Genomic DNA, 25,824 nt, shown 5'->3' on the forward strand with positions numbered 1-25,824 from the left:
TAGTTATTACTTGACGCCTGCTTCGACGCCTTCAACTGCGGCGGTACCTGCGACACGTTGATTCCAATGTTCAATGACCTGCGTGGGGGTGGGCCTGGTGAGCGATGAAATGACAATGAAGGTGACCGCGGAGGCAATGAGACCAAAGTAAATCGGTTCGTTGGCGTACACGCCGTCGAACTTTTGTTCGGCCTGGATCTCTAGAATGATCATGGTGCCCAATGTGACGAGCGTACCGGCGGCCATTGACGCTGCTGCGCCAATGCCATTGCCACGCTTCCACAGCAATCCGCCAATGATGGCCACCAGCAGGCCACCGACCAAGATGTCATAGGCGATCGTGAGCGCGGCGACCACATCATCAACAAGGATTGCCAGTGATACGGTCACGATTCCAAGTACCAGTACCCAGATGCGGTTCGCCCGCACATCATGTTCTGGGTTCTCATCGGAATTGACGCTGATGGACTTGCCAAACCAGCTGGCAACAAATGGAGTGACATCGGTGCGAGCCACCGTGGCCGCAGCGATCAATGCTCCGGAGGCGGTGGACATCATTGCGGCCACCGCCGCAGCCATCACCAAGCCACCGACGGCTACGGGTAGCAGCTCGGTGGCGACCTCCGCGTAGACGACGTCCTTATTCATATCTGCCCCGATAATGTCTGGCAGTGCGACCTTGGCGGCCATACCGATAACGGCTCCCGCAGCACCATAGATGATGCAGTAAAACCCGGCGGTAGTTCCGCCCCAGCGGGCGACCTTGGGGCTCTTCGCAGTGAATACGCGCTGCCAGATATCCTGACCGATCAGCAGGCCCAGAGTGTAAACGACAAAGTACGTGATGATGGATTGCAGTCCGATGCCGGTGAAGCTGAAGAACTCGGCATCCACGCGCTCACGGATGCCGTCCATGCCACCTGCGGCGTTTAATGCAAAAGGCAGCATGAGGCAGAAGATGCCTACCGTTTTAATGACGAACTGCACCTGATCTGCCAGGGTAATGGACCACATGCCGCCGATGGTGGAATAGACCACCACAATGGCGCCGCCAATAGCGATGGCAAGCCACTTCTCCCAGCCGAAGAGAACCACAAAGATCGTCGCATACGCGCTGGTTGATGTCGCGCAGAGCATCAAGGTGTAAGCGAGCATGACAATGCCCGAAGTGTTGGTGGCGGACTTGCTGCCATAGCGTAGCGTGAGCATTTGCGAAACGGTGAAGACCTTGAGCCGCTGCAAGGTAGGGGCAAAAGCCAGGGACAATAAGATCACTCCGGCCCCGATGGCAACTACTAGCCACATGCCTGAGATGCCCCATTTATATCCCAGCCCTACGCCACCCACTGTCGAAGCGCCGCCCAATACTACTGCCGCCATGGTGCCGGTGTAGAGGAACGGGCCGAGCCGGCGTCCGGCGACGAGGTAGTCACTACTGTTTTTGGTGCGGGACTTGCCCCACCAGCCGAACAGCAGCATTGCCGCCAGATACGCTGCAACGATTACTCCGTTGATGTATTCCATGAATTGGGCCCGTGTTCTATGAGGTCGGAAAGCCGAAGATTACCGGAAGGAAACTTTAGTTGTTCAATAGGCTATTAGCTGGGTAGATGTGTCGTCAAACACGTAACGCACATTGCCGCTTTCATGAAGGGATCCGGTGTCGCGCGACCCCAACGCAACGCGGAACGTTTCGTGCCAGAGCTGACCGCGATTTTTCCTGTGATGCAACACACTGACTTGCTTGTGGGAAATTCATGGACAATTTGCCTGACGATATGCATTGTTTCTAGGCAAGATGTCATATTTACGTAGTAAATGCGTAACTTCGTGCATTGCTCACCGGCCTCTAGTACTGTTTCACGACGACGCAACGTTGCATCTGGTGCCTTGTGGCACCTTTTTTCGTATCTGTGAACCAAGACTTTTATTCGATAGAAAGACGCCAAAAAGATGAGTGAAAATGGTCAGCCGTCGACAAAGAAGTCGGCCGGGCACGTCATTGTTGACACCCTTGTAGCCCATGGCGTGGAGCGCGCCTACGTTGTCCCAGGGGAAAGCTACCTGGACGTCCTTGATGGGCTGCATAATTCGACTATTGACACAGTTGTTTGCCGCCACGAAGGCGGAGCCACCTATATGGCCGAGGCTGAAGGAAAAATGCACCAGCGCCCGGGCATTGCGATGGTCACCCGTGGTCCAGGCGCCGCCAATGCCCACGTAGGATTGCACACCGCATGGCAGGACTCCACTCCGTTGGTGCTGTTTGTAGGTCTGATTCCTTTTGAGCACCGAGGCAAGGAAGCCTTCCAGGAATTTGATCCGCGGGCCTGGTTCGGTACCGGGGCTAAACGTGTGATGGTTTTGGATCACCCAGATCGAGCCTCCGAAGTCGTCGCCGAAGCAATGTTCGCTGCGATGTCCGGCCGTCCTGGTCCGGTAGTTGTTGGTCTGCCCGAAGACATCATCACCCGCGAGGTTTCTGCCGCGGTGCACCCGGAAATTCCGGTGGCCACCGGTGGCATGACCGTCACCGATTGGAAGGCGCTGCACGGCGCACTGCAGGAAGCGGATAAGCCACTGTTTATCTTCGGCGGTAATGACTGGACCCACGAAGGTGCCGCTGACTTTACCCGCTGGCTCGAAGAGCATGACCTGCCGGCGGCAGCCGAGTGGCGTTGCGAAGGCACCGTACCGTTTAACTCCCCGTCCTATGTTGGGCCAATTGGGTACGGCCGGCCCAAGCCAACCTACGACCTGCTGGAAGAAACAGACCTATTGATCTTCGTCGGTACCGTGCCGGGAGACGTGATCACCGATGGATTTAACGTCCGTCAAAACTGGGACAAGAAGAACTTCCTGGTCACCATCGACCCTTCACTACGGGGCCGTTCCGGTCCGGTCTCTCATCAGATCGTGGCTAAACCTGACGTCTTCGTTCGTGACCTGTTGCTGATGGACCTGCCGGTGAAAGATTCATGGCGTGAATGGACCGGGCGCATGCGCGGCGAACAAGAAAAGTTTGCCCAGTTGCCTCCAGCAACGCCTACAACAGGCCAAGCAAAGATGGATACCTTGATGGCGAATCTGGTTACCGCGCTTCCCGAAGATGCCATGGTCACCTTCGGCGCCGGCGAACACACCAACTGGGCGCACCGCTATTTCCCAACCAATGGCTACGCCTCGATGCTTTCGGCACGTAACGGCTCGATGGGTTACTCGATCCCTTCGGCGGTGGCCGCGTCATTGTCCTACCCACAGCGCCGCGTGGTGAGTATTGCCGGTGATGGTGAGTTCATGATGAACGGCCAAGAGCTAGCTACCGCAGCCCAGTACGGTGCCACCCCGCTGGTGGTTGTCATGGATAATCAGCAGTACGGCACTATCCGTACCCACCAGGAACGCCAGTACCCGGATCGCGTCTCCGGTACCCAGCTGAAAAACCCGGACTTCGCTTTGATGGCACAGTCCTTTGGTGGCTACGGAGTGCGCGTGGAGAACGATGCTGATGTTCCTGCCGCCGTGGACGCGGCGCTCGCCGCAATCGACAATGACAAGACCTTTGCCCTGATCCACCTGATCGTTGAGCAAGGAGTGAAAGCCTACTAAGGCCTGCTGCGTCGTACTACCGTCGGCCAGTAGCGACTCGCTGTTCGCCGATGGTAGTAGGCCGACCAAGGATAAATCACACCTTGATCGTCTTGGCATGCTCGTTCTGAAGGTTTAAGCTGAATTCTTACCCAAGATGTGAGCATTCCCAAACCTACGCACCAAGGCGGAGAATCTGATGGCACAAATGAGCGAAGAGCTCATTGAGCAGTGGGCTGATGCCACTGCCGAAATTTACAACGAGTCCCTTTCCGGTATTAGTCTGACCCGTATGCCGGCTGCCGTTGCGCAATACATTGATCTCTTTGCGCAAAGTGAAAACCTGACCTTCACTCGTGAAGCGACTCCACTGGACTACTTTGAACGTCACCCTTTTGTGGCAATCAGCGCAATCCTGAACAATGCCGAGGCGCTAGAAGCCCTCGACGAAGATCAGCAAGAAGCACTGGATGAGATGGTTGGCTTCACCGAAGCTTGGTACAACTTCGATCAGGAGCAGGAACCCGAATTGGGTACCTCCGAGGCCGACGACGAAGAAGACTGGTAAACCCAGCCTCCCACCTGCAAAACCGACCTATCCGCGAAACCGTGGGAGGGTCGGTTTTTGGTTTTTGAAGGGGCGAAGTCGAAGCTAAATAGGCCTTGCTATTCCTTTATTTCCACGGGAGTGGGACGATTCGAATATGAGCCAGTTCAGTGTTTTTGAAAGCACCGCGGTGATTCACCTGCCGGTGCACCGTGTCTGGGAGTTGTTGACCGATTGGACCGCGACCCCCTTGTGGATGCCGGGTATCGCCACCATGCATTCGGATGACGTGCAGCTGCGCGTGGGGACAAACCTGATCTATCGGGTGGGTGGACACGAGCGACGTTATGAAATCCATGATCTGATCGAGAATCGTTTGCTAATTGCACACACCTCCGAAAACCCGGATGGATTGTCTTATCGTTTTGATCTCAAAGACGATGCAGGGTACACCGAAGTGGTGCTTCAAGTCGCGGTGATCAACCCTGATTTAAGCGTTCGAGAGTGCGAACAGCTCGCGAATTCGGTGCGTGAAGCCGAAGGGGACATGCTTGATCAACTTAGGTTTTATGCCGAGCAGGCCCCCTAGGGGATCGTCTTAGTTCGTCGAAGATTGGCTCCGATGAGCGTAGGCCTTGGACGCCTTGAAATCTGTTCCGGCAAATAGCTGATCCACGGTCACCAAGGTGTATCCGGCGTCGTGAAGTTTGCTCACCAGTTGGGGTACCGCCTTGACCGAGCTTTCATGGATGTCATGCATCAAAATGATCGAGCCGGGCTTGGCTTCTTCTAAGGCGATCTTCACGGTCTTTTGAGGGTCGTGGTGTTTCCAATCCAGCGTGTCAACGTTCCACAGCACCAGTGGGTACGGAATAAGCCGGTCGTACACCGCACCATGGGAACCATAGGGTGGCCGAAGAATCTGCGGTCGAACGCCGGAGGCTTCCTCAATCGCCTCGTCGGTCCACTGCACTTCGTGTTGGATACCCTCCGCGGTTAACTTAGTGATGTCTTTGTGATCAAAGGTGTGACTGCCGATCTGGTGCCCCTCGGCGACCATGCGCTGTAGCGTCTGGGGGTATTTCTTCACGTTCTTACCCAGTACAAAAAATGTGGCAGGCGCCCGCTGCTTAGACAATTCATCGAGTAATCGATTTGTGTATTCTCCGGGACCATCGTCGAAGGTTAGCGCAACACATTTGGTTGTTGCGCAGTCCACTGCTGGTGGTGTCGCAACGGTCTCTGGCTGCGGTTCGGTGGTCTGGGAGGCGCAACCTCCGAGCAAGAGAATGCCAAGAAGCAGTGCGCTTAGCCGAGGGGTGAGGCGGAAAGACATTCTCATCTCTTCAGCTTCTCGCCCATTCGGTGGCAGCGCAAAACTGCCACGCCTTCGCTCAGTGATTTCGTAGCCAGTGCATAGGGAGCGCGGTGAGAGCCAATGGGCTGGCTATAAACTAGCTGGGGTTTCCGATGGTGAGTGCAACGGATGCTCAATTTCATCACGAGCAAAGCGTCCAGCCCACCAAGCCAGAAGCCCGAATATTGGCGAGGCGGTTCCTGCGATTATAAAAATACTCTGCAGGCTCAACACCTGGCTTAGCGGCCCGGCGACAGCCATGGACAAGGGCATCAATGCCAAGGAAACGAAGAAATCAAGGCTGGAGATACGACCTAATAAATGTTTCGGCACCCGGCGCTGTAACAACGTTCCCCAGATGACCATTCCCGCTGAATCGGTGATCCCGAAAAGTAAGAGAATCGCGAACAACATCCACGCGGCATCCACGTATCCCACCATTGCCAGCGGCAACGTGCCTAAACACCAGCAAGCGGTCATGAGAGTCAAATATCGACGTGGGAATTTCGCCGAGGCGATCAGCAGCGAACCGATCGCCGAGCCGGCTCCGAAGAAGGCTAGCGTGTAGCCAAAGAGCTTTGCATCCCCGCCCAAATGATCGCTGACGATAAATGGCAGCAATACCTCAAAAGGTCCGATAAAGGTGAATACGGAAATCACCGAAAAGAACAACGTCCAACGCAACCAGCTGGTACGCATCGTATAGCCCACGCCTTCACGTAATTGGCGCAGTACGCTCGGCGCAACAGTCGCCGAGTCATCATGTCCTGGTGCGTCGTATTCTTTGCGGTGCGTTATGCGGCGCAGGACAAAAATGGCGATGAAATGGCACAGTGCGATTGCGGCAATTGCGTGTGCCGGGGAAATCGCGGCGACAAGAAAACCTGCCACCATCGGTCCCAGTGCAGTGTGCACTACCGGCCGGACCGTGCCTTCCAGCCCGTTGGCGGCTAGTAGATCCTTCGGCGGCAAGATGCGAGGCAGCAGTGCGGAATATGCGGGGAAGAAGAATGCTGATCCGGCACCTGCAAGGAAACTGGTGAGGATGAGATGCCACAGCGTGATGGCACCAGTCAGCGCGAGTATGGCCGTGGCGCTCATGATGAGCACCGATAGCAGCTGTACCAAGATGACTATTTTTCGACAGGAGTACCTGTCGGCCATGATGCCGCCGAGCAACACTAGGGCAAGTAGCCCCACGGCGTTTGAGGTGGCCACCATGGATAGCTCTAAGGGCCCGCCGCCTAAGCGACGTACCTGATAAACCATTGCCACCGCCCACATGCCTGCGGCGAAGGTAGAAATAATTAATGCGCTCGCTAGTAGCGCATAGTCCCTGTGGGTGAATGGCTTAACGAGGCGCAGCATTGAGTCCTGCAACCTACTCATGAGAAGCTCCTACAACTTGCGCGTAGAATCAATCATCCATCTACTGATTGAATTTTGTCAATCAGTAATTCGGGATTTAATGCAAAACCCGCGCTTCACCCTTAAGGGTCAAGCGCGGGGCAGCATGGAACACATTGTTTACTCGGAGTCGTGGTCAATCTCCAGAATTTTCACCAGTTGATCCAGCGCCTCTTCGGCGCCTTCGCCCTCGGCGCGCAACACAACCTTGGTGCCGTATTCGGCACCCAAGCCCATGAGCGACAGAATGCTTGAAGCATCCAATGCGTCCTCGGCGGGTTCTGTTTCCAACGCGATGGTGACCTCAACCGGAAGCTCGCCGGCGGCTTCGGCGAAGATTGCAGCCGGACGGGCGTGAAGGCCAACTCGACTTCCAATGATTGCTGTACGTTCTGCCATGACGGCTCCTTTTAACATAGGTGGTAATTCAAAATCCTAAGGCAGATGACCTTGGAGTTGTTAGAGTCCGAAGCGATCCAATTCGGGCAGCTGGGCGCGCACCAAGCTTCGGGCTTCCTCTGCTGATGCTGCCCGCAAGGCAAGCTGCGCCAATTTTTGAGCGGTAGCCAAGTCCACGGTGCGCAGCACCGCGGCGACCGGTGAAAGCGCGCGCTTATTCATGGACAAGGTATTGACACCCAGTCCTACCAGCACCACCGCGAGCGCAGGATCTGCCGCGGCTTCACCGCATACTCCCACCGGTTTAGCGCCGGCGCCCTGTGCCCCGGCACTGGTGGCCGCGATCATGTGCAACACGGCCGGCTGCCAAGGGTCATTCAGTTCAGCCAATGACCCCAGCTGCCTATCCGCGGCCATCGTGTATTGCGTGAGATCGTTGGTTCCAATAGACACAAAATCGCAGCGTTCCAAGATCCGCTCGGCCATCAGTGCGGCCGAGGGAACCTCAATCATCACTCCAGCGGTTGCGAGGTTCGCCGTGCTGACCAGTGCCGCAAAATCTTGGGCCTCAGCAGGCGTAGAGATCATTGGTGCCATGGTCCAGACCTCGGCCTGGTGGTCAGCGGCGGCCTCGGAGATCGCCGTGAGCTGACGGGCGAGGACTCCGGGGCTAGTGGTGTCCGTGCGGTAGCCGCGAACACCGAGCGCCGGATTCGGCTCCGTCGAATCACTGAGGAACGGCAACGGCTTGTCAGCCCCGGCATCCAGCGTGCGGACCACGACCTTCTTCTGCGCGAAGGCCTCAAAGACCGCACCATAGGCGGCTACCTGTTCCTCATGGGACGGTTCCTTCTCTCGTCCTAAGAAACAGAACTCGGTGCGCAATAGGCCTACACCTTCGGCGCCTGCCTTGGCCGCAGCCTGCGCGTCGGTGCCGCTACCCACATTGGCTAGCAGAGGAACGCGGTGACCATCAGCCAGTACTCCACGGCCATCAAATTCCGGAAGCTGCTCACGATTTGCGTAGGTACGTGCGGTCGCGGACTCAACCTCGGTTGGGTTGCGCACCACGAGGCCGTCGATTCCGTCCACGTAGACTACGTCGCCATCAGCTAGGGCGGTGGTATCACTGGCCGCCACGATGGCAGGCAATCCCAAGGAGCGGGCAATAATCGCGGTGTGGGACTGTGGCCCGCCATCGCTGGTTACCAGGGCCAAGACCTTCGCCGGATCCAGGGTAGCGGTATCTGCCGGGGCCAGGTCAACGGCCACGAGTACAAAGGGGGTTTCCGAATCGGGGATACCCGGGGCAGGAACCCCACGTAGCTCGGCCACGATACGGGCGCGAACATCAAGTACGTCTCCCGCGCGTTCGGCCATGTAGCCACCGAGTGCGGACAGCTGGGTGGCTACCGCATCGGCGGCTTCCCAGAGAGCCGACTCCGCACAGGTGCCCGAGGACACCAGCTTCGTCGCCGACTTCAGTAAGCTTTTGTCGCTGGCCATGAGTGCGGTGGCCTTGAGCACCGCTTGCGCGTCTCCGGTAGCCAGTGCGGCGCGTGCCTTGAGCTGCGCGGCAACCGCTTGGGTGGCCTCGGCCAAACGGGCGGTTTCACTGTCGATAGTGGCACCGGCAGGAAGCGGCGCACCGTCGGCGGGGGCTTGGATCGCATCGGGCATGCGACGTACGGTACCGATGACCCGGCCTGCACTGACGCCTACCCCGGAAAACTTTTCTACCTTGTGCGTACTCATGCTGCAACCTTGACGCTTTCAACGTTTGGCGCTGCAGCCTTACGAACAAACTTCTTCAGAATAATCACCAGTGCAGCGGAGATGAGCGTACCAATGACGGTGGCTAACAGGAACATTGGCCAGGTGTTATTCATCGCGAAGAAGACAAAAGCTCCGCCGTGCGGTGCCTGACTGACCACATCAAAGGTCATAATCAACGAACCGGTCACTCCGGCGCCCACCATCGAGGCAGGGATGACACGCAGTGGGTCCGCCGCGGCGAAGGGGATAGCACCTTCGGAGATGAACGCGGCACCGAGCAACCAGGCAGCCTTGCCGTTTTCGCGTTCGGCTCCGGTGAATAGCTTCGGGGAAACCGTCGTAGCCAAGGCCATAGCCAATGGTGGCACCATGCCCGCGGCCATGACAGCTGCCATGATCATCAGTGGGGCAGGGTTTTCCGTAAGTGAACCTGCGCCCAGTCCTGCCACCGCGAATGCGTAGGCGACCTTATTAACCGGACCGCCCAAGTCGATGGCCATCATGAGTCCAAGGATCAAACCAAGAATCGCAGCAGCGGTACCAGACATACCCGAGAGCCATGAATTGAGTGCTTCGGTGAGTTTCGCAATCGGTCCGCCCAAGAAGAGGATCATCAGACCCGAGGCGATGATGGACGCGAGCAGCGGCACGATCACCACTGGCATCAGACCACGCAACCAGCGTGGAACCTTCCAGGAGCTGACCCAGCGAGCGGCCAAACCGGCAATCAAACCACCGACGATACCGCCAAGGAACCCGGCACCCATGAAGCCCGCCACCGCACCTGCGGTGAAGCCCGGGGCAATACCTGGGCGGTCTGCGTACGCATAAGCGATGTAACCGGCCAAAGCGGGAACCAGGAAGCCCATGGAGAGGCCACCGATCTTATATGCGACGGCTCCAAGGTAGGCCATGAGTCCTGCATCTGGCAGGTTGAACAGCGTGTTATCGGTCAAATACTTGTCTGCCACGTCGGTGATCGCGTAACCGCCGAGCAGGAAGCCCAATGCAATCAGCAAGCCGCCGCCGGCCACGAACGGAATCATGTAGGAAACACCGGTCAGCAGCGCGCGCTTGAGCTGTGCGCCGAAGCCTTGCTTGTCACTGGTCTGTTCCGATTCGGCCGATGCCGTAGCGGAAGGCACCCGGCGCGCTTGCGGATCGCTCGCTGCCGCGATGGCATCCTTGAGAAGTTTCTCAGGCTCGTCGATACCGCGTTTAACCGGAACCTGAATCAACGGCTTGCCGGCAAAACGTGCACGGTCACGCACATCAACGTCGACGGCGAAGATCACCGCGTCGGCAGCTTCAATAATTGCAGGATCCAACGCGGTGGAACCGGAAGAGCCCTGAGTTTCCACCGCAAAATCAATGCCAAGCTCTTCGGCGGTTTGTGCCAACGAGTCGGCTGCCATATAGGTGTGGGCAATGCCGGTGGGGCAGGCGGTGACCGCCACGATCTTGGAGACCCTTGCGCGTGAGGGGTCGGTGGTTGGTGCCGGCGCGGCTACCGGGGCGGCGGCAGGAACCGTTGGATTATCGGAGATAACCGCGGAGACTAACGCGACGATTTCACTGGCGCTGGTTGCCTCGCGAAGTGCTGCGGTGAAGGTCTTCTTCACCAACGCGCGAGCCAATTTGGAGAGCAGCTTCAAATGCTCTTTATCGGCGCCCTCTGGGGCAGCGATAAAGAAGATCAGATCTGCTGGACCATCTTTGGCCCCGAAATCTACCGGGGTAGCCAGTCGTGCCATGGCCAGGGTGGGGGTGGTGACGGCGGCCGAGCGACAGTGCGGAATCGCGATGCCGCCGGGTACTCCCGTGGCGGTTTTTGCTTCACGGGCCAATGCGTGTTCGGCGAGGGCCGATGCATCGGTAGCGCGGGAGGCCTTGGCCACCAGGTTCGCCAGGTGATTGATCACCTCGGTGGTTGAGGTGCCCAAGTGTGCGTCGAGGGTGACGAGCTGGGTGGTGATCAGGTCGCTCATTGCTATGATCCTTGCCTTGGGTTGAGTGAGACGACGGTGACGGCGTCCGCGGTGAGGTCAGATGGTGAGGGGATAGTCGAACCGGGGAGCGAAGTTGCCGCCGCCCCGTAGGCGATGGCTGACTTAAGACATTGTTCTGATGAGCCCTGAGAAATGGCTGCCAACAGGAATCCTGCCAGCGAAGAATCTCCAGCTCCCACGGTGCTCCGGGCGGCGATGGGTTCATGCCAGCCATGCCATGCCCCTTGGCTTGTGGCCAGCACCGCACCGTGGGCTCCGAGCGTTGCCAACACGGCACCGGTCCCGCGCTCAAGCAGAGCTTGGCAGGTCTCTGCGGTCAGCTGCGCGGAAGTTTCAAGCTGTTTTTCGCTGAGTCTGGCACCGACAAGATCTGCCAACTCCTCGGCGTTTGGCTTGATGAGGTCTGGGATGTGGTGTGCGGTGTGGGCGTAAAGCTGGCGCAACGGTTCTCCGGAGGTGTCCACTGCGATCTTCGGACATTTGGTGCCCAGCGAATCGCGAAGCGTGGCGGTGAGCTGCGCATAGAAGTCTGCAGGTACTCCTGGGGGCAGGGATCCGGCCATCACCAGCCAAGTGGCTTCGGCGCTTGCCTCAAGTACTAACGCACTCAATGCAGACACTGCCTCGGCGCTCAACGTCGGGCCTAACTCGTTGATTTTGGTGGTGGTGCCATCCGGGTCGGTCAAGGTGATGTTGGTGCGCAACGATTCATCGATGGGCAGTGAAGTGAAATTCAGTCCGTCACCACGTAGCGCGGCGATGAGCGGATCATTAGTTCCGCCGGGTAGCAGCGCGTGAGTCTTGGCTCCAGCCACGGAAAGCGCCCGGCTCACGTTTACTCCTTTGCCGGCGGCCTGAGTATGACTGGTTGCGGCGCGTTGGACAGCTCCGTGAGCCAGAGGCTCTTGTAATTCAATGGTCTTATCCAAGGCCGGGTTGCAGGTCAGTGTGATGATCATGCGACAACTACCTCCACTTCGGCCAGTTCCAAGGCAGCAGCGAGATCGTCTTGCGGTGCACTGTCGGTCACTAGGGTGTCTATGGCATCCAGGCGGGCGAAGCGAACCAGGGTTTCTTGGTCAAATTTTGAGCTGTCGGCGAGGAGCACAACACGGCGTGCGCTCGCGATCAAGGCAGTTTTAACGGCGGCTTCCAAGGGGTCAGGCGTGCTCAAGGCAAAATCGGCATGCAGGGCATTGGTTCCTATAAAAGCAATGTCGGCGCGATAGTTGGAGTATTCCTGCGCAGTGCGTGCACCACTGGTGGCACCGGTAATTCCGCGAACTCGTCCGCCAATCAGTTCCAAGGCAATCTCTGGGCTTTGCACCAGTGCCGTGGCGATGGGCAGTGCGTGGGTGATCACCACGAGTCCGGACCCTGCATTGGTTTTGACCATGCGTTCGGCGAGGAATTCTGTGGTGGTTCCGGCATCTAAGATGACCGAAGCGTCGGAGACCGGTAGCAGGCTGAGTGCACGTTGCGCGATACGCGCCTTGGCTTCGGCATGGATGGCGGTGCGTGCCATATAGCTTTCTTCGCGGGTGCTTGCCTCACTGATGGAGACCGCTCCACCATGTACACGACGCAAGAGATTTTCAGACTCTAGCTGGGCTAGATCACGGCGAACGGTCTCCGCAGTAATCTCAAAGCGTTCAGCCAGTTGCGCGACGGTTACTTTCCCCTCGGCGGCAAGCTGATCGGTGATTAGCCGATGTCTTTCCTCGGCAAACATCTACGCCTCCATAAAGTCATGACATGCAACACACGAATCTGTGTTTCCATGACTTTATGTCCGATTGTGTGGGGTCGTCAAGCGAATTTGTGAAGAACTTTTGGGTTTATCTGTTTTTGAGTGGGTTTTTTTACGTAAGATGGCGCTGAATGTGTAAAACGCTAGCGCCGAGTGTAGGCGGTTTTGCCGCCAAAATTCGTTCCCTCGAATAGTTCATTGACCGTCACCAAGGTGTAGTTTTCATGTTTGAGCCGCTTGACCAGTTCCGGCACTGCTTTGACCGAGCTGTCATGGATGTCGTGCATCAAGATGATCGACCCGGGGTGTGCCTGCGCCAACGCAAGATCTACGGTTTTCTTCGGATCATGATGCTGCCAATCTAAGGTGTCAACATCCCAGAGCACCATCGGTGTATTCACCAGTTGGTCAACGGCAGAATTATGAGCCCCATACGGCGGGCGTAAAGTATCCGGCGTCAATCCGGTCGCCTTGCGGATGGCCGATTCGGTTGCGGAGATTTCATTCTTGATTTCTTCTGCGGACAAACCGGTCAGACTTCGGTGGTCAAAAGTATGATTGCCCAGCTGGTGTCCCTCGTACGCCATGCGATTTACCGCGCCATGAAAATTGGCAACGTTCTGCCCGAGCATGTAGAAAGTTGCGGGGACGTTTTCCCTGGCCAACATGTCCAGTAATGATGCGGTGTACTTCCCTGGACCATCATCAAAGGTCAAGGCTACGCATTTGGTCTTTTCGCAATTAACGCGAGGTTGTGGTTTGAGCACCATCGCGGTGACAGGAGCCTGGACTGCAGGAACTGCACCGTAATCAGCAACCCGTGCGACCTGCATAGAGCCTTCGCTTCGGGTAGAGGATGTATTGGCAAAGAAACCTGCAACTGCATGGCCCGCCCGGGAGGCCTGTTGGGTTATTGGAGAACCGCAGCTGGTGAGGAAAAGGACACAGCAAAGTACGGAAATAACCGCGTTGACGCGGGAACGGGAAGGCATGTATTTACCATTTCGCCTTCACCGGCTGAAATCAATTCGACCATCCGATAGGCAGGAAAAATCGGCTGAATCGTTATGTAAAACGTGATTTCACACCCTAGCATCATGTGATGTTTCAGGCCGGGGGATTGGAATGGTGAGGATGCAAGCTCAAATGGCCGGAGCCTGTGGTGAGGTCACCATAGGCTCCGGCGAGAATGAAAAGATGCAGAACTTTATGCCAGTAGCTGGCGCTTAGAGGAGATCACTCCGGTGTTGAACCCGGCAAGACGCAATCCACCATGGAAGCGGGCATGCTCAATCTTGACGCAGCGGTCCATGACCACATTCATCCCGGCAGCCTCGGCGCGCGCGGCAACCTCCTCGTGCCACGAACCAAGCTGCAACCATAGGGTTTTCGCGCCCACGGCCAGCGCTTCATCTAGCACGGTGGGAAGGTCATCATGTTTACGGAAAACCTCGACCAGATCAGGGGTCTCCGGCAGATCAGCCAATGACTTGTAGACCGGCTGCCCGAGAATCTCGTCCAGCACGGGGTTGATGAAATATACCTTGTACTTCGAGGAAGACAAGAGATAAGTGGCAACAAAGTAGCTGGCGCGGGATGGCTTATTTGAGGCACCAACGATAGCAATAGACTTTGTTTCATGCAGAATATTCAGGCGCTCTGCGGCGCCAGGGCCCTGCCAAGTACGTTGCTGAGTGCTCATTAGTTTGCTCCCTTCGAAGCTGCTGGCACGGCGCAGGCAGCGCCGTCATAGGTGGGAGCCTCATCCAGCTTGGCTGCGATTTTCTGGGAAGCAGTCAGTGCCTGATCTAGATCCCAGAGAATATCTTCAACATCTTCCAAACCGACGGAGAGACGGATCAGATCTTCAGGAACTCCTGCGGCAACCATCTGTTCGGCGTTCAGTTGCTGGTGGGTGGTAGACCCAGGATGTAGTACCAAGGTGCGAGCATCACCAATATTGGCCAAGTGGCTTGCCAGCTGCAAAGCTTCGATGAACTTGGTGCCAGCCTCGCGTCCACCCTTTACTCCGAAACTGAAGACCGAACCAACGCCCATTGGCAGTAACTCGGCGGCACGGGCATATTGTGGGTGGGATTCGAGACCCGCGTAATTGACGTAGGTGACGCGGTCATCGGCTTCGAGCCACGCGGCGACCTGCTTCGCATTGGTCAGGTGGTTATCCATGCGCTGTGGCAGGGTTTCCAAGCCCTGCAACAACTGGAATGCAGACTGCGCAGGCAGGGAGGGGCCAAAGTCTCGTAGCTGTTCGCTACGCAATTTGGTCAGGAATCCGTATTCGCCGAAGTTATCCCACCAAGACACGTTGCCGTAGCTTGGTACGGGTTCAGTCATGGTGGGGAACTTGCCGTTGCCCCAGTTGAACGTGCCAGCCTCGATGACTACACCGCCCAAGGTGGTGCCGTGCCCTCCGATGAACTTGGTGGCTGAGTGGATCACGATGTCCGCGCCATGTTCAATGGGGCGCAACAGATACGGCGGGGTCAGCGTCGAGTCAACCACCAGCGGGATGTTGTGGCGGTGGGCGACCTCTGCCAGACCCTTGAGGTCAGCGATGTCGCCCGAAGGGTTTGCCACGATCTCGGTGTAAACGGCCTTGGTGTTCTCTTGGATTGCTGCTTCAAAATCTGCGGCGTCATTAGAATCGATGAAGGTAGTCTCGATCCCGAAACGGCGCAAGGACACGTCCAGCTGGGTGATGGTGCCTCCATAGAGTTTGGAGGAAGCAACAATGTGGTCCCCGGCCTGAGCCAGTGCCGCGAAGGTGACGAACTCAGCTGCCATGCCTGAGGCGGTAGCTACCGCACCGATGCCGCCTTCGAGTGACGCCATGCGCTCCTCGAAAGCTGCCACCGTGGGGTTACCAATGCGCGAATAAATGTTCCCGTACTTTTGCAGTGCGAAGAGATTAGCCGCGTCATCGGTGTCTTTAAAAACAAATGAAGTGCTCTGGTAGATCGGCACGGCGCGTGCGCCGTGCTCCGCGTCGGGTGTGCCGCCGGCGTGTAGAGCGCGGGTGCGAAATCCAAACTTGTGGTCAGCCATGGTGGCGTACGACTCCTTGTCGATTGATGCTTCGGCAGGAATCCCGGATCAATGTCGCTTAACCCCTGGAATTCAGTGGAAAGCAGCTCCATCGGTTCTGGCGGTAGCACCTAGTCCACCGGCTGTGGCAGGTTGCTGCGGCGTCATCAAACCAGATCTCTCGGCCGCTCGGGATGGTTAGTAACAGTCTGTCAATATGTCCTTGAATGACCCAACTATGAGTCCTAAAGTTTCGGTTCTTGAAGGAGGAATCCGATTCGGGCGTGGTTCAGGGGTTAGCTTATGCTCGAGCTATGGATACAGCGTTAGCTTTGGTCAGGCATGGGCAGACCGATTGGAACCTTGCCGGGCGCATGCAAGGACGTACCGATATCGATTTGAATGACACCGGTCGAGCGCAAGCGCGGGAGCTTGGTAGGGAACTGAACGGCCAGAATTGGGATCTGGTTGTCGCTTCTCCGCTGTCGCGGGCTCAAGAAACAGCCTTGCTGATCGCAGCAGAACTTGACGTTGAACATGCAGCGCCGGTGGCGGACGTGATTGAGCGAGGTTTTGGCCCACTTGAAGGCCGGATTATGGCTGAAGTCAGCGAAGCCGAAGCAGCGACGCTTGCTGCTGAGACTGAAGACAGAGAAACCGTCTTACACCGCATGCTTGGTGCCTTGTCTGTTTTAGTGCAGGAAAACCCTGGACGAAAGATCTTGGTCATTAGTCATGGAGCTGCCATGCGGATTGTGCGTGACGCGCTCGCCGGGGTACGTATCCACGACGGCGTGACTAACGGGGAGCTACTGAAAATTGATCTTGAGCGGATGCATGAACTGCGCGAAGAACTAGGCCTCGTCACCGCTCACTAAAATGCAACGACGTAAAAAGTTTTTGAAATAGTTAGCTCACGCACCTCACATAATGGCCACACGGTACGTTTACCTAGTGACAGCCGCCAACGAGGAGCCACATGAAGCAACCATTCGAACGGGTCGTGCAGACCCATGGGCTCAGTGTCCTGCGAGTGTGCCGCGCGCTACTCGATGAGCATCGCGCTCAAGATGCTTGGTCCGAAACCTTCCTCTCGGCGCTCAAGGCCTATCCGCAGTTAGACCAGGAAGCCAATGTGCAGGCCTGGCTGGTACGCATTGCCCACCGCAAAGCAATCGACGAACTGCGCAAGCATCGCCCCGAAACCGTGCAAGCCGAGGTCGAAAATGGCGACGGCGTCCATGCTTCAACTCCGGCACAGAACCTTGAAAATCTGGAACTTTGGCAAGTGGTCAAAACGCTGCCAGAAAAACAACGGCTAGTAATCGCCTACAGGTATCTTGGCGGATTAAGTTATGCGCAAATTGCCGAGGTGCTGTCGGGTACGCCGGAAGCCGCCCGGAGAGCTGCGGCCGACGGCATCAAAAACTTACGAAGCAAGCTGAATGAGGCACAAACCCCGGGAGCCAAAAGATGAATATTGACAAGGTGAATTCCGGCCCCACCACCGAGGAAACAACAATGCTGGCCCAACTGCATTCGCGTCTGGAAACAGAAGCTGATAAGTCACAGCTGACCGACATTTCCTACCGTGTGTTTGATACGCCGATTGGAAAACTGCTGCTGGCGAGCACCGAGGCCGGACTGGTCAGAGTTGCTTTTGAAAGCGAAGGCTATGACCATATCCTTGAAAGTCTTGCGACTAAGGTGAGCCCACGAATCCTTCAAGCACCTGCGAAACTCGATGGGGTAGCGCGTCAGCTCGATGAATACTTTGCTGGCACACGGCACGAATTCCAGCTCCCGCTGGATCTAAGACTATCTACAGAATTTCGCCGAACCGTGCAATTAGAACTGGGACAGATCGGCTACGGGCAGACCCTGAGCTACGCACAGGTGGCAGCGAAGATTGGTAAACCAAAAGCAGTACGCGCGGTGGGCACCGCCTGCGCGACCAATCCACTACCGATTGTCTTGCCATGCCACAGAGTCCTGCGCACCGATGGTGCGCTCGGCGGATACCTTGGCGGATTACCCACCAAGCTGCAGCTACTAGAACTTGAAAACCCGCAACGACAGACGCAGTCGGACCCAGTGCTGTTTTAAGTTGTAGAAACACATAGATGTGGCTGTCACCCCATGGGGGTGACAGCCACAACTATGAGCGAAGAAACTACTTACTTAAGCAGGTCGAACCGGTCAGCATCCATGAGCTTGGCCCAGGCTGCGGCGAAGTCCGTAGCAAATGTCTCCTTCGCATCATCCGCGGCGTAAACCTCGGCCAATGCACGTAGCTCGGAGTTTGAGCCGAAGACCAAGTCCACACGGCTACCAACCCAGCGGCCGTCGGTGGTTGCATAGGTCTTCTCTTCGGCGTCAGGGGTCCACTCAAGGCCCAATTCCATCAGGTTCGCGAAGAAGTCATTGGTCAATGCGCCCGGGGTGTCGGTGAAGACACCGTGGTTCGAACCATCCCAGTTGTTGCCTAATACACGTAGACCACCGAGCAATACGGTCATCTCCGGTGCGTTGAGGCCCAATAGGTTAGCGCGGTCAATGAGCAGGTATTCCGGAGGCAAATTCAAGAACTCGGAATCGTAGTTGCGGAAACCGTCGGACACTGGCTCCAACCAAGCGAACTGCTCCACGTCGGTCTGTTCCTGGGTAGCGTCAACGCGACCCGGAGTGAATGGAACCTCAATCTGCTGGCCAGCAGCCAATGCTGCCTGCTCAACACCGACGTTGCCAGCCAAAACTACAACGTCTGCGAAGGAAGCCTTGATGGCAGAAGTAGCGTTAAACTCTTCCACGATCTGCTCAAGAACTGTGATTACTACCTTGAGCTGTTCAGGCTGGTTCACACTCCAGGAGACCTGTGGTTCCAAACGGATACGGCCACCGTTAACGCCACCACGCTTATCAGAGGAACGGAAGCTTGCAGCTGCCTTCCATGCGGTAGAAACCAACTGCTGTACCGAAAGGCCGGACTGCGCGATGAGAGCCTTCAATGCCGCAACCTCGGTAGCGCCCAAGGTTACTGCAGGGGCTGCCGGTAGGGGATCTTGCCAAGCTAGGTCTTCTGCCGGGATTTCTGGTCCGAAGTAACGGGACTTCGGGCCCATGTCGCGGTGGGTCAGTTTGAACCACGCACGCCCGAAAGCGTCCGCGAACTTCTCTGGGTTGTTCTTGAAGTCCTCCGAGATTGGACCGTAAACCGGGTCAAAACGCAGGGCCAGGTCACTGGTCAGCATGCGTGGTTCGCGACGCACGGCTGGGTCATGAGCCATCGGCACCATATCGGCGCCGGCGCCGTTCTTTGGACGCCACTGCTGTGCTCCGGCCTCGGAGTGGAACAGTTCCCACTCGTACGCGAAGAGGATGTGGAAGAACTCGTTGTCCCAACGGGTTGGGTGGTAGGTCCAGGTCACTTCCAGACCTGAGCCGATGGTGTCATCGCCGTGGCCGGTACCGTGGCCGGACTTCCAGCCCAGTCCCTGCATTTCCAGCGGAGCGGACTCCGGGTCTTCGCCCTTGTGGGTTTCGGCGCTGGCGCCGTGGGTCTTGCCGAAGGTGTGGCCACCGGCGATCAGTGCGACGGTTTCTTCGTCGTTCATGCCCATGCGGCGGAAGGTTTCGCGGATGTCGATGGCCGAGGCCAAAGGATCTGCAACACCATCTGGACCCTCAGGGTTCACGTAGATCAGGCCCATCTGGACGGCTGCCAGCGGAGCTTCGAGGTTGCGTGCGCCGGTATAGCGTTCGCTTTCCAGCCAGACCTTTTCCGGGCCCCAGTACACGTCATCATCCGCTTCCCAGACGTCCTTGCGGCCGCCACCGTAACCGAAGGTTTCGAATCCCATGTCTTCGAGGGAAACGTTACCGGCCAAGATGATGAGGTCGGCCCAGGACAGCGACTGGCCGTACTTCTTCTTTACTGGCCAGAGCAGACGACGTGCCTTATCCAGGTTCACGTTATCCGGCCAGGAGTTCAGCGGTGCAAAACGCTGCTGACCGGCGCCTGCGCCACCGCGACCGTCGTGGGAGCGGTAGGTGCCTGCCGCGTGCCAGGCCATGCGGATGAAGAATGGACCGTAGTGACCGAAGTCTGCCGGCCACCAGTCGTAGGACTTGGTCATCAGCTCGGCGATATCGGCCTTAACGGCTGCGAAATCCAGTGCTTCGAATGCTGCTGGGTAGTCGAAGTCGGCATCAAGCGGGTTGGTGGCTTCCTGGTTCTTGGATAGAACCTTCAGATTGAGCTTATTTGGCCACCATTCGGTGTTCGCATTGCCCCGGGTAGGGTGAACGCGTCCGGCTCCTACTACTGGGCACTGGCCTGCAGTCGTTTCTGACATATAGTTTTCCTTCTGGTACTGAATTGGGCGTGATTTTTCACGTCCGCAGGGCAATGGCCCGCGAAGATGAAGGTTAGTTCCTTGCGGTACTTCTTTTTAAATAAAATGTTTAGCTGGTTAGGCTGTTTTGGCTGACTGGCACTCTGGGCAGAGCCCCCAGTAGATAACTTCGGCCTCATCGATGCTGAAACCGTGATCATCGGAGGCGTGTAGACACGGTGAGGCTCCAATAGCGCAGTCAACATCGGCCAATGCTCCGCAGCTACGACAGACCACGTGGTGATGGTTATCTCCCACGCGGGCCTCGTAGCGGGCGATATGTCCGTGGGGTTGAATCTGACGGAGCAGCCCCAGGCTGGTGAGGAGTTTTAATGAGTCGTACACCGCTTGATGGGAAATCGTAGGGTGTTCTTGGCGGACCGCGTCAATAATTGTCTCGGTATCCGCATGGGGGTGAGCGGTGACCGCTGCAAGCACCGCAACGCGCGGACGAGTGACCCGCATGGATGCTTCGCGTAGCACCTTCTCGATTCCCCCGGATGTTGTCATAACACTAGCTTGCCCTATTTATTTTGAATCGGTCAAGATAAAGCGCGAGGTTTGTCCTAAATTTTTCTGCTCAAATTTTTTTGAACTGGGAAAAGAACCTCTGATCTGGTCGGTTTTGCTGACTAATGCAGAAAATCTTGCTTGGCGAGGAAATTCACATGAGCCCACCGTTAACTGTGTCTCACAAGGGACGTAAGCCCCGAGGCGGCACTTAAAACAGCAGGTCAAATCCTGCTAGGTTTGACCCTTATTCGGGGTGGGACCATGATGGATAAGGCCTTTGAAGAGGTCAAGGAGCAAATATGTTTCCCCGCTCTACTGAGTTGATTTAGTCAACCTCCGCAGAAGCTGGCACCCGAGGGCTATTATTTCAGCGCCTTCCGCTGTTGAAAAAGAAGCCAGTGCACGATGCCCTCAAAGCAATGCTCAACCGAGTCCACGATCTGGCAACCGACCCTTCACCGGGATGGTTGCCGCCGGAACTCATGACGTTTAGGCGAAATGAATTCCGCTGGTGAAGGAAGAACAAATGACGCAGAATGAACAATCATTCGAAGATTTAGTCGGCGAGCTGCATACGGCTCGTCAACGACGACCTAAAAAATATGACAAGTCCGGAATGGATTACTGGGTGTTCGGCATTGCCGGATGCTTGGCCTTGGCGTTTATCGTGTGGGGATTCGTTACTCCCAAAGGGCTAGGCGTCGCTTCTGATGCCGCACTCAACTGGGTGATAACGAATACCGGCTGGCTATTTGTGATCGCAGCCTCGGTATTTACCGTATTTGTCCTCGTTGTTGCTGCCAAAAATTTCGGTCGCATCCCACTCGGGAAAGACGGTGAGAAGCCACAATTTAGCACCGTCTCTTGGATCTCCATGATGTTTGCTACCGGTATGGGCATCGGGTTGGTGTTCTACGGTGTCGGCGAGCCGCTGTACTTCTACATGTCACCTCCACCAGGAACCGTAGACGGGCAAACTCCTGCTGCATTGAGCACCGCGATGGGCACGACGCTCTTCCACTGGACCTTGTTCCCATGGGCCATGTACGCAATTGTTGGTCTAGGAATGGCTTACGGTAGCTTCCGGCTCGGACGCCCACAGCTGTTCTCCGCGATGTTCTCCTCAATCTTCGGCGAACGGGTCACCCATAGTTGGGGTGGCCGCACCATTAACATCTTGGCCATTTTGGCCACGCTGTTCGGCTCCGCGTGTTCTTTGGGTCTTGGTGCGCTGCAGATCGGTGGCGGCATACAGGCCAGCGGTGTAATGGCCAAGGTTGGGTCCGGTGTCTTGGTTGTTATCATTGCCATTTTGACTGCGCTGTTCGTCGCTTCGGCCGTATCCGGCATTGAACGCGGAATTCAGTGGCTTTCAAATATCAACATGGTCTTGGCTCTCGTCATTGCATTGATCGTCTTCATCGGCGGACCAACGCTGTTCATTCTTAACGTAATTCCAAATGCCGTGGGTGCCTTCATTGGTGACCTTCCGCAGATGGCATCGCGTACCGCCGGTTCCGGCGGCGAAGCAATGTCTGCTTGGCTGTCCTCCTGGACCGTGTTCTACTGGGCTTGGTGGGTTTCATGGGCCCCATTCGTTGGCTTGTTTATCGCCCGAATTTCGCGTGGTCGCACCATTCGTCAGTTCGTGACCGGTGTCCTGCTGGTACCTTCGAGCGTTACCCTCATCTGGTTCTCGATCTTTGGCGGCGGCGCCATAGGCTTGCAGGAACGTGCCGAACAATCTGGGGATACCGGTGCTGCCCTGGTGAACATGGTGGACGGAGTCCCGGACCTCAACTTTGACTTGATCCTCTTTGATCTGCTTGAAGCGCTACCATTGCCGGGTTGGATTGCGGTGCTGCTCATGATCGTGACTGTGTTGCTGATTGCGATCTTCTTCGTCACCGGCGCTGACTCTGCATCCATCGTGATGGGTGCGCTCAGCGAACGCGGAGCCGCGGAACCATCAAAGAAGTCCATTATCTTCTGGGGCGTTGCCGTAGGCGCGGTAGCTGCGGTGATGCTACTTGCCGGTGGCGACAAGCCAGCCGAAGCGTTGAACGGTCTGAAGAATATTACAATCGTTTCCGCGCTGCCGTTTGTCCTAGTGATGCTCCTGCTCTGCGTGGCCATCTGGAAGGATCTGAGTAAGGACCCTCTGGTGCTAAGCGACAAGGTAGCTCGTCAGGTCTTGGAGCAATCGGTCACCGAGGGCGTAGAACGCCACGATGGAAGCCAGTTCAGCTTGATGACCACGGAAATCCCGTTGATAGAGGGCAAAGAATTTGTGCTCAAGACGAAGGCAGCCGATTCGTCCTCCGCGACGGAAGACTCCGGCTCAACTGGGTCGGCCAAGCCTGAGCGTATCGACGAGTAATGATGTAAAACGCTACAAATCTGCCCCGCAGTTCAACGAACTGCGGGGCAGATTTGTAGCTGAAACTGTTTAGCTCCGTGCCCGGCAAATCTCCTCTAGCTCGGCGATGCACGGCTCATTTTGCAAGCTGGTGGTGTCGCCGAGCTTGGTTCCTTCGAAGAGCTGGGTCAGCAGGCGGCGCATGATCTTGCCCGAACGGGTCTTAGGAACATCTGGGACCAATACGATATCGCGTGGTTTAGCGATTGGGCCGATCTGCTCGGTGACCGTTGCGCGCAGGATGGTGATGAACTCTTGCTGACGTGCAAGCGTTTGCGCATCAGGGTTTGCTGAGATCAGTGTCTTATCCAGCGGAACCACAAAGGCGGTGGCCGCGTGGCCGGTCTTCGCATCCGGGGTGGGGCAGACTCCGGCCTCGACGACACCTGCATGGGTCACTAAAGCCGACTCAATCTCAATGGTTGACAGCCGGTGCCCGGAAATATTGATTACGTCATCGGTGCGGCCCAGGATATAGATATCCCCGTCCTCATCAAAGCGGGCACCATCACCGGCAAGGAACCAACCCTGAGCAACATATTGCTCCCAGTAGCTGGTGTAATAACGTTCCGGATTTCCCCAGACCGTCCGGGCCATCGATGGGCCGGTCTGGGTAATTACGATATTTCCTTGTTCGTTTGCAGCCACGGTATTTCCCGCAGCATCAACAATGTCCACCGATACACCCGGTAGGGCGCGCGAGGCACAGCCTGGCTTGAAGTGCGCATCGGTAGGCAACGGCGAAAGTACTGTAGCTCCTGACTCGGACTGCCACCAGGTGTCAACCATCGGGATCCCGTGCTCGGTGTCTCGTCCCACCTGGGCGCGTAGCCAACGCCACGCTTCGGGATTGACCGCTTCGCCCACGGTGCCGCCCACACGAAGTGAGGACAAATCGTAATTGTCCGGAATGCCGTCGGGGAACCAACCCATCAGCGAGCGGACCAGTGTGGGTGCAGTGTAGTAACTGGTGACCTTGTAGCGCTCGATAATTTCAAAGTGGCGTCCGGGATGCGGTGCGTTAGGCACACCCTCGTAGATCACCTGGGTGACACCGTTGGCTAGTGGCCCATAAATTTCATAAGTATGTGCGGTAACCCAAGCCAAATCCGCGGTGCACCAGTGCACGTCATCGGAGCGCTGAGACTCATCAGGATTGCCGAACAAAAGATTGTGGCTATAAGCAGCCTGAGTGAGGTAACCGCCGGTGGTGTGCACCAGCCCCTTAGGCTGTCCGGTAGTTCCCGAGGTGTACATGATGAACAGCGGCGTCTCAGAGTCGAAGGCTTCGGCTTTGTGGTGCGTGGGCTGGTTCTCTACCGTTTCGTGCCACCACAGGTCGCGTCCTTCGGTCCAAGGAATGTCGTCCCCGGTGCGCTGAATAACCAGCACCTTTTCAATGTCATTTTCTCCGGAGACCGCAATATCGGCATTGGTTTTGACGGGAACCGAGATCCCACGACGGAATTGACCGTCGGTGGTCACCAGCAGCTTCGCTTTGGTGTCTTCCACACGAAATTTGAGTGCCTCCGCGGAGAAACCTCCGAAGACCAGTGAATGGATCGCGCCGATACGGGCGCAGGCCAGGGTGATCACAATTGTTTCGATGAGCACCGGTAGGTAGATGACCACGCGGTCACCCTTGGTAATACCGAGTTCCAATAGCGCGTTGGCCGCTTGGCTAACGCGATCTTGCAGGTTTTGGTAGGTCACCGCAATGCGATCGCCAGGCTCGCCCTCAAAGTAGAGCGCGACCTTGTCGCCATTTCCGGATTCCACGTGGCGGTCCGCGCAGTTCACGGCGGCGTTGAGCTTGCCACCGAGGTACCAAGAGATCTGTGGTCCACGCTTTGCTTGTGGGTCCGCGGCAATGATCTGGCTAGTGGTGTGCCATTTGGTGTCCCAGTCGAGCAAGTTTGCTGCTTCGTCCCAGAACTCCTGACGGTTCTCGGTGCCAGCAGGTGAGGTTGTAGTGGGCAACTTGGTGATAGTCATTGCGTTTCCTTGAAAAGTTTGGGGCTGCTGTTCCTGCGGTGCTTACGTGCGCGTTGTTTAGCTAGCGGGTGTCCAGTTGCTGGCACATCATCGAGCAACTTCTTCGAGTAAGCCAGCTGGGGCAGGGCAATATGAAAACCATGATTCATCTCCATCGTTCCTGGCGGTAGCACCGGCCACACATCTATTTACAAATCGTGTGTGGTGGTTGCTGCGGCGTCACAGAGCCAGATCTCTTGGCCGCTCGGGATGGTTATATGACCATTACAGGCTTTCGAACGAATTCAATGCAAATCCGTCGTAATATGAAAAATATTCGATAACTACGTCACATCATCAAGATGTTTCGATTTTTATTTCATCAACAACGTATTTGGCTGAAAAATCGCGAAACGCTGGGTGTGGCGTTCGACTATGCCGGATAAGTGGAGTCCTTGATGCAATTCAAGGGTCATGCCAGCACGAAGAAATATGACTTGCCGGGTTGAAGGCAACGTAATTCTCAGGCTACAAATGATTACGAACCATCCAGAGCGACCGAGAGATTTGGCTCGAAGACGTCGCAGCAACCACCCACCATTTTTTGGCCCGGGACGGTGCTACAGCCAGAACCGATGGAAAGAAT

22 protein-coding genes and 3 riboswitches are annotated in these 25,824 nt (G+C 56.6%); of the genes, 7 read left to right on the top strand and 15 right to left on the bottom strand.

Going from position 1 to position 25,824, the window contains the following annotated elements:
* Positions 1-6: 6 nt before the first annotated feature.
* Positions 7-1,524: a sodium:solute symporter family protein gene (locus tag ACX5K5_RS01225; protein WP_096256276.1), complete on the bottom strand. Its 1,518-nt coding sequence runs from the start codon at positions 1,522-1,524 to the stop codon at positions 7-9.
* Positions 1,525-1,953: 429 nt separating this feature from the next.
* On the opposite strand from ACX5K5_RS01225, the gene ACX5K5_RS01230 reads away from it, so the two are divergent.
* The 3 genes from ACX5K5_RS01230 (at position 1,954) to ACX5K5_RS01240 (ending at position 4,724) form a co-directional block, all read left to right on the top strand.
* Positions 1,954-3,609 carry a thiamine pyrophosphate-dependent enzyme gene (locus tag ACX5K5_RS01230; RefSeq protein WP_443458673.1) on the top strand — a complete coding sequence of 552 codons (1,656 nt, stop codon included), beginning with the start codon at positions 1,954-1,956 and terminating at the stop codon, positions 3,607-3,609.
* Between the two features lie 178 nt (positions 3,610-3,787).
* The gene (locus ACX5K5_RS01235) at positions 3,788-4,156 is read left to right on the top strand and encodes a hypothetical protein (RefSeq protein ID WP_443446864.1); all 369 of its coding nucleotides are present in this window, start codon (positions 3,788-3,790) and stop codon (positions 4,154-4,156) included.
* Between the two features lie 136 nt (positions 4,157-4,292).
* The gene (locus ACX5K5_RS01240; RefSeq protein ID WP_459174887.1) at positions 4,293-4,724 is read left to right on the top strand and encodes an SRPBCC family protein; all 432 of its coding nucleotides are present in this window, start codon (positions 4,293-4,295) and stop codon (positions 4,722-4,724) included.
* A 9-nt stretch (positions 4,725-4,733) separates the two neighbouring features.
* Here ACX5K5_RS01240 and ACX5K5_RS01245 read toward each other — a convergent pair whose 3' ends face one another.
* From ACX5K5_RS01245 to ACX5K5_RS01290, 10 genes are all read right to left on the bottom strand, one after another.
* On the bottom strand, positions 4,734-5,471 hold the full coding sequence (locus ACX5K5_RS01245; protein WP_459174888.1) for a polysaccharide deacetylase family protein: 738 nt from the start codon (positions 5,469-5,471) through the stop codon (positions 4,734-4,736).
* A gap of 111 nt (positions 5,472-5,582) precedes the next feature.
* On the bottom strand, positions 5,583-6,881 hold the full coding sequence (locus ACX5K5_RS01250; protein ID WP_459174889.1) for an MFS transporter: 1,299 nt from the start codon (positions 6,879-6,881) through the stop codon (positions 5,583-5,585).
* A gap of 138 nt (positions 6,882-7,019) precedes the next feature.
* A complete protein-coding gene (locus ACX5K5_RS01255; RefSeq protein ID WP_096256270.1) occupies positions 7,020-7,298 on the bottom strand; it encodes an HPr family phosphocarrier protein in 279 nt (92 codons plus the stop codon).
* Between the two features lie 60 nt (positions 7,299-7,358).
* A complete protein-coding gene (ptsP, locus tag ACX5K5_RS01260; RefSeq protein WP_188686214.1) occupies positions 7,359-9,053 on the bottom strand; it encodes a phosphoenolpyruvate--protein phosphotransferase in 1,695 nt (564 codons plus the stop codon).
* Entirely contained in the window at positions 9,050-11,062 is a 2,013-nt protein-coding gene (locus ACX5K5_RS01265; protein ID WP_443458672.1) for a PTS fructose transporter subunit IIABC, read from the bottom strand. Before ACX5K5_RS01265 ends, ptsP begins: the two co-directional genes overlap by 4 nt.
* A gap of 2 nt (positions 11,063-11,064) precedes the next feature.
* Positions 11,065-12,042 (bottom strand): 1-phosphofructokinase family hexose kinase, encoded by a 978-nt coding sequence (locus ACX5K5_RS01270; protein ID WP_188686210.1) that lies wholly within the window; start codon positions 12,040-12,042, stop codon positions 11,065-11,067.
* Complete coding sequence (locus tag ACX5K5_RS01275; RefSeq protein ID WP_459174890.1) at positions 12,039-12,815, bottom strand: DeoR/GlpR family DNA-binding transcription regulator; 777 nt, start codon at positions 12,813-12,815, stop codon at positions 12,039-12,041. Before ACX5K5_RS01275 ends, ACX5K5_RS01270 begins: the two co-directional genes overlap by 4 nt.
* A 161-nt stretch (positions 12,816-12,976) precedes the next feature.
* Positions 12,977-13,666, bottom strand: a complete 690-nt coding sequence (locus tag ACX5K5_RS01280; protein WP_459174891.1) for a polysaccharide deacetylase family protein — start codon at positions 13,664-13,666, stop codon at positions 12,977-12,979.
* Between the two features lie 374 nt (positions 13,667-14,040).
* Positions 14,041-14,535 (bottom strand): CoA-binding protein, encoded by a 495-nt coding sequence (locus tag ACX5K5_RS01285; protein WP_105677764.1) that lies wholly within the window; start codon positions 14,533-14,535, stop codon positions 14,041-14,043.
* On the bottom strand, positions 14,535-15,899 hold the full coding sequence (locus ACX5K5_RS01290; protein WP_096256263.1) for an O-acetylhomoserine aminocarboxypropyltransferase/cysteine synthase family protein: 1,365 nt from the start codon (positions 15,897-15,899) through the stop codon (positions 14,535-14,537). Before ACX5K5_RS01290 ends, ACX5K5_RS01285 begins: the two co-directional genes overlap by 1 nt.
* Positions 15,900-15,984: 85 nt before the next feature.
* A riboswitch (SAM riboswitch) is annotated at positions 15,985-16,079 on the bottom strand.
* Positions 16,080-16,138: 59 nt separating this feature from the next.
* Between ACX5K5_RS01290 and ACX5K5_RS01295 the strand changes: the two genes are divergently transcribed.
* The 3 genes from ACX5K5_RS01295 (at position 16,139) to ACX5K5_RS01305 (ending at position 17,984) form a co-directional block, all read left to right on the top strand.
* On the top strand, positions 16,139-16,756 hold the full coding sequence (locus ACX5K5_RS01295) for a histidine phosphatase family protein (RefSeq protein ID WP_382411586.1): 618 nt from the start codon (positions 16,139-16,141) through the stop codon (positions 16,754-16,756).
* 101 nt (positions 16,757-16,857) lie between these two features.
* Positions 16,858-17,355, top strand: a complete 498-nt coding sequence (locus ACX5K5_RS01300; protein ID WP_096256261.1) for an RNA polymerase sigma factor — start codon at positions 16,858-16,860, stop codon at positions 17,353-17,355.
* Positions 17,352-17,984: a methylated-DNA--[protein]-cysteine S-methyltransferase gene (locus tag ACX5K5_RS01305; protein ID WP_096256260.1), complete on the top strand. Its 633-nt coding sequence runs from the start codon at positions 17,352-17,354 to the stop codon at positions 17,982-17,984. The genes ACX5K5_RS01300 and ACX5K5_RS01305 overlap by 4 nt, the downstream gene beginning before the upstream one ends.
* A gap of 71 nt (positions 17,985-18,055) precedes the next feature.
* On the opposite strand, the gene katG is transcribed toward ACX5K5_RS01305, so the two are convergent.
* Complete coding sequence (katG, locus tag ACX5K5_RS01310; RefSeq protein ID WP_459174892.1) at positions 18,056-20,233, bottom strand: catalase/peroxidase HPI; 2,178 nt, start codon at positions 20,231-20,233, stop codon at positions 18,056-18,058.
* Positions 20,234-20,350: 117 nt separating this feature from the next.
* Positions 20,351-20,782 (bottom strand): Fur family transcriptional regulator, encoded by a 432-nt coding sequence (locus ACX5K5_RS01315; protein WP_459174893.1) that lies wholly within the window; start codon positions 20,780-20,782, stop codon positions 20,351-20,353.
* A gap of 529 nt (positions 20,783-21,311) precedes the next feature.
* On the opposite strand from ACX5K5_RS01315, the gene ACX5K5_RS01320 reads away from it, so the two are divergent.
* A complete protein-coding gene (locus ACX5K5_RS01320) occupies positions 21,312-23,165 on the top strand; it encodes a BCCT family transporter (RefSeq protein ID WP_096256257.1) in 1,854 nt (617 codons plus the stop codon).
* Positions 23,166-23,234: 69 nt separating this feature from the next.
* Here the strand turns inward: ACX5K5_RS01320 and acs are convergent, their stop codons facing one another.
* Both acs and ACX5K5_RS01330 read right to left on the bottom strand, forming a co-directional pair.
* Entirely contained in the window at positions 23,235-25,199 is a 1,965-nt protein-coding gene (acs, locus tag ACX5K5_RS01325) for an acetate--CoA ligase (RefSeq protein ID WP_459174894.1), read from the bottom strand.
* Entirely contained in the window at positions 25,196-25,348 is a 153-nt protein-coding gene (locus ACX5K5_RS01330) for a hypothetical protein (protein WP_188686195.1), read from the bottom strand. Before ACX5K5_RS01330 ends, acs begins: the two co-directional genes overlap by 4 nt.
* A riboswitch (SAM riboswitch) is annotated at positions 25,348-25,455 on the bottom strand. Its footprint overlaps the gene before it by 1 nt.
* 265 nt (positions 25,456-25,720) lie before the next feature.
* Positions 25,721-25,820, top strand: a riboswitch (SAM riboswitch).
* The last annotated feature ends 4 nt before the right edge of the window (positions 25,821-25,824 follow it).

It is taken from the genome of Glutamicibacter bergerei (genome assembly GCF_054495185.1).

Coding starts and splice junctions, on each gene's coding strand:
- ACX5K5_RS01300 (WP_096256261.1), top strand. CDS start 16,858: ATGAAGCAACCATTCGAACGGGTCGTGCAGACCCATGGGCTCAGTGTC.
- acs (WP_459174894.1), bottom strand. CDS start 25,199: ATGACTATCACCAAGTTGCCCACTACAACCTCACCTGCTGGCACCGAG.
- ACX5K5_RS01285 (WP_105677764.1), bottom strand. CDS start 14,535: ATGAGCACTCAGCAACGTACTTGGCAGGGCCCTGGCGCCGCAGAGCGC.
- ACX5K5_RS01250 (WP_459174889.1), bottom strand. CDS start 6,881: ATGAGTAGGTTGCAGGACTCAATGCTGCGCCTCGTTAAGCCATTCACC.
- ACX5K5_RS01330 (WP_188686195.1), bottom strand. CDS start 25,348: ATGAATCATGGTTTTCATATTGCCCTGCCCCAGCTGGCTTACTCGAAG.
- ACX5K5_RS01240 (WP_459174887.1), top strand. CDS start 4,293: ATGAGCCAGTTCAGTGTTTTTGAAAGCACCGCGGTGATTCACCTGCCG.
- ACX5K5_RS01275 (WP_459174890.1), bottom strand. CDS start 12,815: ATGTTTGCCGAGGAAAGACATCGGCTAATCACCGATCAGCTTGCCGCC.
- ACX5K5_RS01255 (WP_096256270.1), bottom strand. CDS start 7,298: ATGGCAGAACGTACAGCAATCATTGGAAGTCGAGTTGGCCTTCACGCC.
- ACX5K5_RS01245 (WP_459174888.1), bottom strand. CDS start 5,471: ATGTCTTTCCGCCTCACCCCTCGGCTAAGCGCACTGCTTCTTGGCATT.
- ACX5K5_RS01230 (WP_443458673.1), top strand. CDS start 1,954: ATGAGTGAAAATGGTCAGCCGTCGACAAAGAAGTCGGCCGGGCACGTC.
- ACX5K5_RS01290 (WP_096256263.1), bottom strand. CDS start 15,899: ATGGCTGACCACAAGTTTGGATTTCGCACCCGCGCTCTACACGCCGGC.
- ACX5K5_RS01280 (WP_459174891.1), bottom strand. CDS start 13,666: ATGCAGGTCGCACGGGTTGCTGATTACGGTGCAGTTCCTGCAGTCCAG.
- ACX5K5_RS01235 (WP_443446864.1), top strand. CDS start 3,788: ATGGCACAAATGAGCGAAGAGCTCATTGAGCAGTGGGCTGATGCCACT.
- ptsP (WP_188686214.1), bottom strand. CDS start 9,053: ATGAGTACGCACAAGGTAGAAAAGTTTTCCGGGGTAGGCGTCAGTGCA.
- ACX5K5_RS01270 (WP_188686210.1), bottom strand. CDS start 12,042: ATGATCATCACACTGACCTGCAACCCGGCCTTGGATAAGACCATTGAA.
- ACX5K5_RS01225 (WP_096256276.1), bottom strand. CDS start 1,524: ATGGAATACATCAACGGAGTAATCGTTGCAGCGTATCTGGCGGCAATG.
- ACX5K5_RS01265 (WP_443458672.1), bottom strand. CDS start 11,062: ATGAGCGACCTGATCACCACCCAGCTCGTCACCCTCGACGCACACTTG.
- ACX5K5_RS01305 (WP_096256260.1), top strand. CDS start 17,352: ATGAATATTGACAAGGTGAATTCCGGCCCCACCACCGAGGAAACAACA.
- ACX5K5_RS01320 (WP_096256257.1), top strand. CDS start 21,312: ATGACGCAGAATGAACAATCATTCGAAGATTTAGTCGGCGAGCTGCAT.
- katG (WP_459174892.1), bottom strand. CDS start 20,233: ATGTCAGAAACGACTGCAGGCCAGTGCCCAGTAGTAGGAGCCGGACGC.
- ACX5K5_RS01315 (WP_459174893.1), bottom strand. CDS start 20,782: ATGACAACATCCGGGGGAATCGAGAAGGTGCTACGCGAAGCATCCATG.